Consider the following 13,350-nt stretch of genomic DNA (forward strand, 5'->3'; position numbering starts at 1 on the left):
TATAGACTTTGTAAAACTTCTTTTTCTTTGCATTTCTTCAACAAAAAAATATGGCCAGTTGCTTTGCTACTGACTCTTTTCATGTCAATAGCAACACATTCTCTGACGTTTGGTTCCGTTTTGTGGCCGTCAACAAATATAGCCTTCAGCGAAACAACCGACCCTGAAACGGGAAAAAGCGATATCAAGACCGATACCATTCAGCCACGCTATAAAGTTAAATCAACGACAGCACGTACCATTAATGATGATCAAAAAGGAAGTGCTGATTTGAAAGATCCGGAAAATCTCAAAACCGATGTTTTTTATGACGAACAAACCGGTACTTACCGCTTTGGTACTAAACTGGGCGATGATTTTTTGGAAGCTCCTTTTTATATGTCGACTGAAGAATACCAGAAGTGGGTAAACGAACGGTCGATGCGCGCCTATTATCGTGACCGGAATAGAAAAGAATTTCAAGAAAAAGGCAAAGAGAAATTCGATTTTACTGACATGAAATTTGATCTGGGACCGGCCAATAAGATATTCGGTCCTGGTGGTGTGCGTATAAAGACACAAGGATCGGCAGAACTCAAAATAGGAGCCAACACCCGATTTGTAGACAATCCTTCACTGGCAGAACGTAACCGCAAGGTGTTTGGTTTTGACTTTGATGAAAAAATAAACCTCAGTGTGAACGGAAAAGTAGGCGATAAGGTCAATCTGGATTTCAACTACAATTCGGAAGCCACTTTTAATTTTGACACTCAAAATCTTAAATTACGCTATGAAGGAAAAGAGGACGAAATCATCAAACTCATAGAAGCTGGTAATGTATCACTCCCTTCTAATTCTCCACTCATACGTGGTGCTTCTTCACTTTTCGGTATACGCACAGACTTGCAATTTGGCAGACTCAAGATGCAGACTGTTATATCTCAAAAAAAATCGAGTAGTCAAAGTGTCAGTTCTAAAGGTGGTGTTCAGCTTACTGATTTTGAATTCTCTGCTGACAATTACGATGAAAATCGCCATTTCTTTCTTTCACAATATTTTCGTACCCATTACGATGCCAACATGGCACAATTGCCCAATATAGTATCGGGCATTACTATAAATCGAGTGGAAATATGGGTAACGAACAAGACCGGTGTTACTTCCAATACTCGCAATATTGTAGCTTTTACAGATTTAGGAGAGCATGACCATATCAGTAATCCTATGTGGGTGCCGGGAGCCAACATAAACCCTTCCAATGCTTCCAATAATTTATACGCCACACTGACTTCAACACTGGTTGCTGCCCGTGATATTTCATCTACCAATCCGACGCTTGACGCTGCCGGATTGATAGGGGGAACAGATTATGAAAAACTAGAAACAGCCCGGTTGTTGAATAGTTCTGAATATATTCTCAATACCTCACTAGGTTATATATCGCTAAAATCAACGTTGCAGACCGATCAGGTACTGGCCATAGCTTTTGAATATACTTATCGCGGACAACGTTATCAAGTAGGAGAATTTTCTACTGACGTAAAAGACAATAAAGCAGCCTTATTTGTGAAGTCTCTTAAAAATACAGCCAACACTCCACAAATGGGTAACTGGGACTTAATGATGAAAAATGTCTATTCACTAGGAGCCACATCTGTTCAAAAGGACAAATTCCGGTTGGACATTAAGTATCTTAGTGATACAACCGGTGTCTTTCTTTCCTACATTCCAGAACCTGGATTGAAAGAACGGAAAATCCTTTCTCTTGTAGGGTTAGACAGACTGGATAATAATAATAAACGTAATCCTAACGGTTATTTTGATTACGTGGAGGGATATACCATTGATGCTTCAAACGGTCGTATCTATTTCCCTGTAGTAGAACCATTCGGACAACATCTTCGTGAGATTATCGGTAATGATGCTATAGCTGATAAATATGTGTTTCAGGAACTTTATGATTCTACCCGAACCATAGCCCGCCAAATTGCAGAGAAAAACAAATATCTCATCACAGGTCAATATAAAGCTACCAAGAATAATGAAATCATGCTTGGTGCCATGAATATCCCTAGAGGGTCTGTCGTGGTTACAGCCGGAGGCATGACACTCATGGAAGGAACAGACTATCGGGTAGATTACAACTCAGGTGTTGTTACAATTCTTAATCAAAGTTTGCTTGATGCCGGCACCAATATAAACGTCAGTCTTGAAAGCGACACCAATTATGGTATGCAGAGAAAGACGATGATTGGTTTTAATTGGCAATATGACTTTTCCAAAACTTTCCAAGTGGGAGGTACACTCATGCATTTGGGCGAAAAACCTTTAACCACCAAAGTTGCAATGGGCAGTGAACCGCTGAACAACACAATTTGGGGACTTAATGTTTCATGGAAGAAACAAAGCCAATGGCTCACCAATATGCTTGACAAATTGCCGTTTCTGAATTGTACCCAACCCTCAAGTATCAACTTTACAGCAGACTTTGCCCAACTCATTGCAGGCCGAAATAAAGGAGCGCAGGGAAACGCTTCTTATATTGATGATTTTGAGAATGCAAAAAACGAAATAGACATTTCCAATCCAATGGAATGGACTTTAAGTTCTGTCCCTTCGTCTTTCCCCGAATCAAAACTATCCAATGATGTACGTTACGGATATAACCGTGCCTTATTGGCATGGTATTACATTGATCCGCTCTTCACACGCCGCTCATCATCTATCACCCCAGGACATATTAAAGGAGACTTAAAGCAACTTTCAGATCCTGATGTACGTGAAGTATATAAAAATGAACTTTTCCCAAACAAACAAATTAATTTTAAAGAGTCCTCGACACTGAATGTGTTAAATCTGGCTTATTATCCTAACGAACGTGGACCATATAACCTTGACCCGAATCTGGATTATAATGGGCATCTCGCCAATCCGGAAAAACGTTGGGGAGGTATGATGCGTAAACTTGAAACGTCCGACTTCGAAACTGCCAATATTGAATATATTGAATTTTGGATGATGGACCCCTATATTAAGGCACGCCAGAACGGCAGTTCTTTTATCTCCGGTAATTTGTATTTCAACCTTGGTGAAATCAGTGAAGATATTTTAAAGGACGGAAAGAAGTTCTATGAAAGCGGTCTGCCTATAGATGATGACCCGACACAATATATGGAAACGGTATGGGGACGTGTACCGACACAAAATAGCATTACCTATGCTTTCAACACGTCAAGCGGGTCAAGGCAAAAACAAGACGTTGGATATAATGGACTTAGTTCTGAACAGGAACGCAATTATCCGGCTTATCGACAATTCTTGAACCAGATACAAGGCATTGTACGTCCGGAAGTATATGACTCTATTGTTGCAGCTCCCTCAGCAGACAAATATCATTATTTCCGAGGCACAGATTTTGACAATGCTCAAACATCTATTCTTGAAAGATATAAACGCATAAATAATCCTAATGGGAACTCTGTTGATTCAGAAAATTCACCGGAGAAGTATAGTACAGCCTATAAAACAACTCCTGATGTTGAAGACATTAACCAGGATTACACGCTTAATGAATATGAGAAATATTACCAATACCGTGTGCATATTTCCCCAGAATCCATGAATGTCGGACAAAATTTCATTGTAGACAAAAGAGAAACCAGTGTGACAACACGTGATGGCAACTCTCAAGAGGTTACATGGTACCTTTTTCGTATTCCAATCGATCAATATGAAAAAAGAGAAGGTAACATCAATGATTTTTCAAGCATTCGTTTCATGCGTGTTTTCATGACCGATTTTGCAAAGCCTGTAGTATTGCGCCTAGGCACTTTCAATCTCGTTCATGGAGAATGGAGAGGTTACGAACAAGCTCTTTATAGCGGGAAAGCTCCTGATGTAAGCGGACAGATGAGCGTCTCAGCCGTAAACTTTGAAGAAAATAATGAAAAAACTCCTGTTAACTATGTATTGCCTCCGGGAATCAGTCGCGTGATTGATCCGGGACAAGAACAAATTTTGCAGAATAATGAACAGGCTCTTGCCATAACTGTAAAAAATCTGGCTTCAGGTGATGCACGCGCAGTTTACAAGAACACATCCCTAGACTTGCGTCGCTACAAGCATATACAAATGTTCGTGCATGCTAATCGCTTACCTGACGAAAATACATTGGAAGACGGTCAGACCAGCTTGTTTGTCAGATTGGGGTCCGACTATAAGAATAATTTTTACGAATACGAAATACCTCTTAAAATTACTCCTGAAGGTAATTATTCTAACGGACCTTCAGGGCAAAGAGCTGTTTGGCCGGAAGAGAACATGCTTGACATAGATCTGTCACTATTCACCATTGCCAAGAAAAATCGTAACAAACAGAAATCCCAAGGTTCTGCCAGTTATTCGCAATTATACAGTGAATATGATAAGGAAAAGCCTAACAACAAAATCAGCGTGATGGGCAATCCTTCATTGGGTGAAGTACACACTATCATGATCGGTGTACGTAATAATTCCCGTTCAGTGAAAAATGTCGAAGTGTGGGCTAACGAATTGCGTCTGCAAAATTTTTCCAACAAAGGAGGCTGGGCTGCTCAAAGTACGTTAAATATACAACTTTCCGATTTTGCCTCTGTTAATTTAAGCGGACACATTGAAACTGATGGTTTTGGTGGACTTGAAGAAAGTATCAGCCAACGACGCGACAATAGTCTGTATCAGTACAGTGTGACTACAAACGTAGAAGCCGGTCGTTTCTTACCTGAAAAAGTTAAGCTCAAAGCTCCTGTATACTATTCTTATAGTAAAGAGAAAACTGTGCCCCGCTACAATCCTCTTGATACAGACATGGAGATGAAAGAAGCTCTTGAGGCATTAGCCACAGAAAGTCAAAAAGATTCCCTACGGAATATTGCCCATAAAATGGTCATTAACAAGAATTTCAGTATGTCTGGAGTACGTTTTGATATTGTTACAAAGCGCCATCCAATGCCTTACGATCCTGCTAATTTTTCTTTCAGCTATGCCGCCAGTAGCCGTCATACAACAGGAGAAACAATGGCTTGGGAAAAGGATCAGGACTGGAAATGGAATATGAACTATAATTATTCGCCTAACCTGAAGGCTTATGAGCCTTTCAGGGGATTGAAGAGCAAAAACAAATGGTTGAAATTCTTCAAAGAATTTAATTTCAATTTTTTACCGCAAAATGTGTCATTCAATTCCGATATCATACGGAATTATTATGAACTTCAGGAACGTGACTTGGAAAATTCGGATAAGTCTGGCCTGCCCTTGACATGGTCGAGTGATTTCCGGTGGAATCGTAGCTTTAATCTGCGATGGGATTTTACAAAAACTCTTCACATGTCATTTTCCTCAGGCACAAATGCCGAAATAGAACAGCCATATACAGCCGTAAATAAAGAACTCTATCCTGACCGCTACACCGCCTGGAAGGATTCAGTGTGGACTAGTATCCGAAACATGGGTACTCCTCTGAGTTATCAGCAAAATTTCGATGCTTCCTGGCAACTGCCTCTCAATAAATTTCCGGTATTTGACTGGCTGACATCTGATATTAAATATGCCTCTACCTATAATTGGGAGCGTGGCGCCGATTTAGATGACGGTACTTCAATGGGGAACACTATAGCCAACTCACGTACCATGTCCGGAAATGTCCGTCTGCGCATGGAAACGCTCTATAACCATGTCAAATTCCTGAAAAAAGTAAACCGTAAATTTGCCTCTTCATCATCAAGCAGCAAAACGGAAAAGCCTAAAAATTTCATAAAAGAAATACAGCTCAAATCTGACACAACCGTAACAGTACAGCATAATCAAAAGAATAAAAAGATTCGTGTTATAGCCATTAAACCAGATGGTACCCGTTATGCGCTACGCTATAAGGTTGTTGATGCCAACCGAATAACTGTTTTAAATCGTGATACTGCACGTGTAAAACTCACAGTCATACCACGACGTAATAAAGAAGACCAAATTTGGTACAAAACCCTTGAATATACCGCAAGAGGACTCATGCTGGTTCGCAATGTCAGTGTGTCGTACACCAATAAATACAACATGACAATACCCGGTTTCACGCCTCGTATTGGAGACTATTTCGGCCAGCACAGTGGTGGCGGACTACAACCCGGTCTAGATTTTGCCTTTGGCTTTACAGGCGAAAGTTATCTTCGTCATGCCGCAGAAAAGGGATGGTTGCTTCAGAATGACAGTGTAATTACACCGGCTACTACCAATATGGCTGAAGATTTGCAAATACGCGCCTCGCTGGAACCTTTGCGAGATTTGAAAATAGAACTTAATGCCAGCCGCAGTGTAAACAAAGCCCGCAGTATACAATATATGTTTGAGGGAATGCCTGTTACGCAGACGGGAAGTTTTATGATGACAACCATTTCCTTAGGCTCAGCTTTCGAAAAAGGAGGTTCGGCAGACAACGGCTATAAAAGTAAAACTTTCGAGAAGTTCGTCAATTCTCTTGAAAGCTATCGTCAACGTATTGAAAATATATACACTAATGCCTCTTATCCGGATGGAACCGATTTTGCCGGCAAACCTTTCAATCCCACAAACGGAACGGTCGATAAATATTCTTCGGAAGTAATGATTCCAGCTTTCCTCAACGCTTATGCTTCCGGCAATTCATCGCTTAACATATTTCCGGCATTGACCAAATTGTTGCCAAACTGGACGGTTACCTATAGCGGTCTGTCAAAATTCCCTAAAATAAAGAAAGTTTTCAAGAATTTCAATATCAACCACGGGTACAAAAGTATCTATTCCGTTGGTGCCTATAATACATTCACGTCTTATCAGGAATATATGAACGGCTTCGGTTTTGTGCAGGATGTCACAACCGGCAACCCTGTTCCCAGTTGCATGTATGATATTTCCACCGTAAGCATCAACGAAAGTTTCTCACCTCTTATCGGAGTAGACATGACATTTCTTAATAATCTGACAGCGAAAGTGGAATACCGCAAAACCCGTGTACTGACTCTCAGCATGACATCGCAGCAAATCACAGAGACCCGTTCCAACGATTTGGTCATAGGTATGGGTTATAAGGTTATGGGGCTTGATCTCTTTGCCCCTAAGCGAACCGTCCGGTCCCCCAAACGCGGCAAAAAGTCAGACCAAGAGACTGAACGCCAAAATGTCCAGACCAACAGGGGATTTTCCAACGATCTGAATCTACGCCTTGATTTCTCCCTCCGTAATCAAAGTGCTCTTAACCGCGATATCATCACCTCCCTCTCACAAGCTACCAGTGGAAATAAGGCGTTGCAAATTTCCTTCTCGGCTGAATATGCCCTCAGCAAATTCCTTACATTAACGGCTTATTATGACCGGCAGATGAATCAGCCGTTACTCACATCATCATCTTACCCCACTACCACGCAAGATTTCGGTGTCAGCCTGAAGTTTATTCTTAACAGATAATCATTATAGAAATTTATACCCATTGCGCCCCATAATATCATAAAAAAGGGAACCAAATAGTGTGTGAAAATATAATTCAGATAGTACTGAAAACAGAGAGAGGAAGAACTATACACACAGTTCATGGAAACCCGACACTCTCTCTTCAATATTAACATTTTTAACATTAAGATACAATCCGATGCCGTTTTTCATTCACAAACCACCTTTCTTTGGTAACTTGAATAAGTGAAAAAATAAAAAGCCGATACGGAATTTTAAAAGTAATACTTGGAATTTTTACGGCAATACGGACTTTTTTCTTTGAATCCTACCGTTTATTTCCAGAAAAAGCACTTAGGAGATAACATAAAAGCGGACAATTCACATAAATTGTCCGCTCCGTATTGCAAATATAATGATAAAAAAAGGCAAAAGCAAGAAATGTTAAAATGCCGGCATCTTATTTTAACATCTCAGAGAGGCCGTTTTCTCATTGTTGACGGATGAAATATCCAATGGCATTTTTCAGAATGTAAATAGTATATAATTACGTTATTTATATTCTTAATCATAATGAGTATTGAAAGATTTCATGTCATAAAAACAAGAGCGTAACCAATGTCTGATCAGGCAATTAGTTACGCTTCCATCTAAATTTAAACAGGCAGATTGCCTTACTATTCTTTAGTGGTAATAACGTTCCCATCAAAGACCGGATATCCTGGTGTATACACATTGAGGCACCGTTCAACGACAACGGGATTAGCATCAGGCATAAGTGCAGGATAATCACTGTTTTTCCTGACTTTATTATTCTTGAAAACGAGTCCGTTCACCGACTTGGCATATAATAAAGGAGAGTCAAAGGTATAAAAACGGTTTTTCTCTATCAATATAGCATTTTTCCGCCCCCCATGAAAATAGTCACGCTGGGCAGCCAATTGTGGGATTTCAGGATAAATGGAAATGACTGCATTAGTAAATTGATACATACTCGTAAGAGCATTGATAAACTTATTACGACGGATAACCAAATCTCTGACAGCACCACTTTCGTACCATCCGTTACAATCACCACAAAGTAAAATAGCCGTTCCCGAAGTGTGATCAAAAATGTTATCCTCACAAACAGTGCGTCGGGGACTACTGAACAAAGCACCACGGGCACGATTATTACGCACAATATTATGGATAAATACAACTTCAGGAGTCCAAGTCATATTTTCTATGCCATAGCCGTTTTCTGCAGAAATTTCGGCCGGCAAGGCTTTTGCCAACTGAATTATAAACTCACGGCATCCTTTAACCACCGGCTTATCATACGGACGAATATCTGTAATGACATTGGTTGTTCCTACTGTATCCATATTGATAGACCGCACAAAGCATACGGTATCTCCGACATTACCCCATGCAAATCCCCACGCCTGATTATGCTCATAGCTACAACGCAAAGTATGGTCATTGATTCGCTCACGTACCTTCAAATAAACTCCATGAATATTAATGGCATCATCCATCATATTTTCATAAAGTCCACCTCTTGAAATAATTTTTCCACGACACTGGGAAAAATGTGTAGCATCCGCCTGTGTGGTAAAATAACGCATATCTTTACGACCACGCAAGCAAACCGAAAAACCGTCAAGTGTAATATTGGTACAACGCTGGGCTATGAGTCCCATACCTTCTGCATAATGTATACGAATATCCTGCAAAACGGTGTTGGTATTCTCGTCTAAAACTATTCCCGGACAAGGTCTCTTCCATGTACGCATAGCCACAATCGTACCGGGAACCAAACGGGTATCACGCCAATTAGGAGCGTTAAAAATACGCGGAGAAATTTCCTGCAGCCCCTTCGTGTTAACACCTACATCACCTGTATTATGGACGATATGGCGCGTTTTTTTCTCAAAAGCTATTCCTCCAACCGGAACGGCCTCCCAGTCATCACTATAAACAGCCAAACGGCCATCTTCCTTCTGGCGATAATTAACCCACGGTGCTAATTGAAAGGTCAATCCAGCTTCTCCATCGTTACGAAGTACTTCCATTTGAGAAATCTGAGGCTGCTCAAAATCAACGGAAAAACGACGTAACCGGCAATTTTCCGAATTGGAAAGAACAAACGGTATCATACGACCATGACAAATAAATTCTGAATCATTGCCATCAAACGTAATATTCTGCAATCTATCCATGAAAAAGCCCACACGCTTGGGCTGATCCTGATCATGATTGGATATATATAGTTCATACGCCTTTGCGTCAGAACTATACAAGTGATAACGGCCACGTTGAAACTTTATGATGATATTTTCTCCCTTACATGCTTCCGACTTTATAATATTCAAGACACTATCAAACCGGGAACAAAAATATTTATCACTTGAAGACGGTACGATACCATAATCAGCCAATTTATAAACCCGTTCTTTGGCCACAGCCTGAGAAGCCTTAAATCCACTCAATAGAACTAAAATAAGTAGCAATAATTTTATTTTCATGATAATAGATTTATATAATACTTAATTTTTAATGATGACTTGCTTTCTAATTAGCGGCTGTAGACAGCTAAACTTCAAATAAAGAATCGGGATAATCTATGTGTACCAATGATAATGCATTTCCTGGTACAGACTCACCAGCAGAACAACGATTCTTGCATTTTATAATTTCAATAAAATCCTCTTCCGTAATTTTTCCACGTCCTACATCAAGCAATGTACCGACAATGGCACGCACCATATTTCGCAAAAAACGATCAGCAGAAATCTCAAACCGCCAGCAATCCCCACTCACTCTCACCCACTCTGCTTGCGTAACATGGCAAATATTGGTTTTAGTGTCCGTATTAACCTTACTAAAACTTGTAAAATCCTCTACATCTATCAAGTGTCTGGCAGCTAAGTTCATTTTATCGTAATCAGGACTAAAGAACAAACGTACACCATAATGACGATTAAAAGGATTTTTATGGGTATAAACGGTGTAATGGTATGTACGCGAAAGTGCATCAAAACGCGCATGAGCGTCAGATTGAACTTGAACTATTTTATTTACCGAAATATCAGGTGGAAGAATACGACACATTTTATCAGCCAAGCATTCGCAGTCTAAGAGTGTCTCACTATCAAAATGCGCCACTAACATAGCAGCATTAACTCCCGCATCCGTACGGCCGGCTCCTACAACTTCCGTATTAATCCGTAAAAGCGTAGACAGAGCTTCATTTATTTTCTGTTGCACACTTATAGCGTTAGGTTGCATCTGCCAACCATGATAAGCCGCACCATCATAAGAAATATACATGAAATAGCGCATTGATATCTTTCTTACTATAATAAAACAGATGATTGATATAAACAAAGCAAACGTTAAAAGTCGGAAAGAAATAAAATCCAACTTCTAACGTTTGTATTTTTTTATTTTACACTTGAAAAAATCAAGCTTCTTCAGCAACAACCTCAAAAGGTATCTCTACAGAAACTTCCTTGTGAAGCTTAACCGTTGCCTGATGAGAACCAATGCTCTTAACATCTTTCACAGCGATGATCTTACGGTCAATTTCAAAACCACGCTTGCCGAGTTCTTCTGCTATGTGCAAATTATTAACAGAACCATAAATAGCTCCAGTTGCACTTACCTTAGTTACAATTGTGATAGGTTCAATCGCTGCCAATTTTTCAGCCAAAGCCAAAGCATCGTTTTTGATTTTCTCTAACTTATGAGCACGCTGCTTAAGTTCTTCAGCCAACATTTTTTTAGCAGAAACAGAAGCGATAACAGCCTTTCCGGTAGGAATAAGGTAATTACGACCATAGCCATCTTTAACAGTAACTATATCGTCTTTGTAACCCAAACCGTGTACATTTTCTTTCAAAATGAGTTCCATATCTTATACCTCCTTCTTTATTATTTCATCAAATCGGTTACGAAGGGCAGTAAAGCCAAGTGACGTGCACGCTTAACGGCCTGAGCTACGCGACGCTGATACTTCAACGAAGTGCCAGTAATACGGCGAGGAAGAATCTTTCCTTGTTCATTAAGGAACTTCTTAAGGAATTCAGGGTCCTTATAGTCTACGTACTTAATACCGCTTTTCTTGAAACGGCAATATTTCTTTTTCTTGACGTCTACAGTAGGGGGCGTCAAATAACGAATTTCAGATTGTGCTTGTGCCATTGTAATTAGTCCTCCTTGTTAGATTTTTTGTTACGACGTTTTTCTGCATACTGAGCTGCATACTTTTCAAGTTTCACTGTAAGAAAACGAATTACACGTTCGTCACGGCGAAAACCAACCTCAAGTTTATCAATCACCTGAGGTTCAGCTTTAAATTCTAACAGCTGGTAGAAACCGGTGGATTTCTTCTGGATAGGATAAGCCATCTTCTTGAGGCCCCAGCTCTCTTCATTAATAATCTCAGCGCCTTGAGCAGTGAGAATACCTTTGAATTTTTCGACCGTCTCCTTCATCTGCTGGTCAGATAAAACGGGAGTCATAATGAAAACGGTCTCATACTGATTCATCATAAAGTTAATAATTAAATTGATTATTTATTGCAAAATTGCGGCGCAAAGTTACCTTTTTTTTCTTTTATAAGCAAACTTTTCTTCCTTTTTCTGATTTTCAACACATCTTTAATCAAAGAAACAAGTCTGTAGATTCAAAATTAAAGAGGTATTCACGTAAAATACCTCTTTAATTTCTTTGAAAGTGTTTAAAACCTTAACCCTCGATGGCAACCTGCGCCGCAGCCAAACGTTCCTTATAATCAATAAATTACATCTTTGGTGAAAACATATAGAAAACTATAGTAATACTGTTCTTTTCTATAATGATTTTATATTTCCTCTATGATTAATAATAAATCCTCTAAGTGAGAGTATTATCTATGCTAAGTTTCTGCTTTATGTTTCATAACTGTTTTTATTATTCGGTTAAATGATTCTCTGCCTAACATAGCTGGCTTATTCAAACTCTTGTCTATAAGAGCTGCAAAACCTACTCCTTTGATTTGGATGAAGAACTCATTTTCCTTTCCTGTATTCATATCCATACAGACTTTTGAACTTAGCCCTTGCCCTTTCTTCTATCACATCATCTGGTTCAAGCTGGGCATATTCATCTTCCGACTTCAATTCTCTGACCATCTTATCAAAATGGTAATCATCGAGGAGTTGTTGTTTTTCCTTTTTGTCATCTTCATTCAAATTACCTGTCAGATGCCTAATTTTATAGCTTTGCCCTTCTATCGTCTTTTTGTTGGACTGGCGCTCCACATAGAGGAGTATCGCCGCTCTAATGGCAAGTATGGCTATTGCTTCAATCATCGTATTTTTATTCGCAACAGATTCCTACTTACCCATGATTAACTGCATCAAACTCATTACCAATGCGGAAATGATTAAGGCAATCCATATTTTCAGTTACTCGAATGCTTCCGAGTAACTGAAAAAAAACAGCACTGCCGTGGGCAGAATTATCCTCCGCAGTCGGATAATTTCGGGGTTCCTTAATCAAAGATTAAACAATGGCCAAGCCATAAAATTAAAAGAATAAGAAGAATGAAAAAGAAGAGCAAGTACGGGAGAAATCCCAAATTGAACCCGAAGACGCACTGCGTGATGGTGCGCTTCGACGATGTGGAATGGAACAGGTTCCTGACGATGTACGAGGAATCGAACGTGTATGCGAAAGCCGTCTTTCTGAAGGCGCACTTCTTCGGGCAGAAGTTCAAGGTGCTGAAAGTGGACAAGACGCTGGTGAACTACTACACCAAACTGTCGGACTTCCACGCCCAGTTCCGTGCCATCGGTACGAACTACAATCAGGTCGTTAAAGAGTTACGCATCCACTTTTCGGAGAAGAAGGCGATGGCGTTGCTCTACAAGTTGGAGAAACATACCATCG

Annotated in this window: 8 protein-coding genes; 2 read left to right on the plus strand and 6 right to left on the minus strand. The window is 39.9% G+C overall.

The window, feature by feature from the left end; genetic code table 11:
- Window positions 1–81: 81 nt before the first annotated feature.
- Complete coding sequence (sprA, locus tag C5S62_RS11995) at window positions 82–7,449, plus strand: cell surface protein SprA (RefSeq protein ID WP_104405615.1); 7,368 nt, start codon at window positions 82–84, stop codon at window positions 7,447–7,449.
- A gap of 659 nt (window positions 7,450–8,108) precedes the next feature.
- Here sprA and C5S62_RS12005 read toward each other — a convergent pair.
- From C5S62_RS12005 to C5S62_RS12030, 6 genes are all read right to left on the minus strand, one after another.
- On the minus strand, window positions 8,109–9,941 hold the full coding sequence (locus C5S62_RS12005) for an alpha-1,3-galactosidase B (RefSeq protein WP_190311588.1): 1,833 nt from the start codon (window positions 9,939–9,941) through the stop codon (window positions 8,109–8,111).
- Between the two features lie 67 nt (window positions 9,942–10,008).
- Complete coding sequence (gene truA, locus C5S62_RS12010) at window positions 10,009–10,758, minus strand: tRNA pseudouridine(38-40) synthase TruA (RefSeq protein ID WP_104405617.1); 750 nt, start codon at window positions 10,756–10,758, stop codon at window positions 10,009–10,011.
- 121 nt (window positions 10,759–10,879) lie between these two features.
- The gene (gene rplI, locus C5S62_RS12015) at window positions 10,880–11,329 is read right to left on the minus strand and encodes a 50S ribosomal protein L9 (RefSeq protein ID WP_104405618.1); all 450 of its coding nucleotides are present in this window, start codon (window positions 11,327–11,329) and stop codon (window positions 10,880–10,882) included.
- A 20-nt stretch (window positions 11,330–11,349) separates the two neighbouring features.
- The gene (gene rpsR, locus C5S62_RS12020) at window positions 11,350–11,619 is read right to left on the minus strand and encodes a 30S ribosomal protein S18 (protein WP_104405619.1); all 270 of its coding nucleotides are present in this window, start codon (window positions 11,617–11,619) and stop codon (window positions 11,350–11,352) included.
- 5 nt (window positions 11,620–11,624) lie between these two features.
- Window positions 11,625–11,966: a 30S ribosomal protein S6 gene (rpsF, locus tag C5S62_RS12025; protein ID WP_104405625.1), complete on the minus strand. Its 342-nt coding sequence runs from the start codon at window positions 11,964–11,966 to the stop codon at window positions 11,625–11,627.
- A gap of 501 nt (window positions 11,967–12,467) precedes the next feature.
- A complete protein-coding gene (locus C5S62_RS12030; protein WP_104405620.1) occupies window positions 12,468–12,770 on the minus strand; it encodes a hypothetical protein in 303 nt (100 codons plus the stop codon).
- A 234-nt stretch (window positions 12,771–13,004) separates the two neighbouring features.
- On the opposite strand from C5S62_RS12030, the gene mobA reads away from it, so the two are divergent.
- Window positions 13,005–13,350, plus strand: a 346-nt coding sequence (gene mobA / locus C5S62_RS12035; RefSeq protein ID WP_104405621.1) for a conjugal transfer protein MobA, incomplete at its 3' end; no start/stop codon positions are given.

The organism is Prevotella sp. MGM2 (genome assembly GCF_002933955.1).
Taxonomy (GTDB): Bacteria; Bacteroidota; Bacteroidia; order Bacteroidales; family Bacteroidaceae; genus Alloprevotella.

Coding starts and splice junctions, on each gene's coding strand:
- sprA (WP_104405615.1), top strand. CDS start 82: ATGTCAATAGCAACACATTCTCTGACGTTTGGTTCCGTTTTGTGGCCG.
- rpsF (WP_104405625.1), bottom strand. CDS start 11,966: ATGAATCAGTATGAGACCGTTTTCATTATGACTCCCGTTTTATCTGAC.
- C5S62_RS12005 (WP_190311588.1), bottom strand. CDS start 9,941: ATGAAAATAAAATTATTGCTACTTATTTTAGTTCTATTGAGTGGATTT.
- rplI (WP_104405618.1), bottom strand. CDS start 11,329: ATGGAACTCATTTTGAAAGAAAATGTACACGGTTTGGGTTACAAAGAC.
- truA (WP_104405617.1), bottom strand. CDS start 10,758: ATGCGCTATTTCATGTATATTTCTTATGATGGTGCGGCTTATCATGGT.
- C5S62_RS12030 (WP_104405620.1), bottom strand. CDS start 12,770: ATGATTGAAGCAATAGCCATACTTGCCATTAGAGCGGCGATACTCCTC.
- rpsR (WP_104405619.1), bottom strand. CDS start 11,619: ATGGCACAAGCACAATCTGAAATTCGTTATTTGACGCCCCCTACTGTA.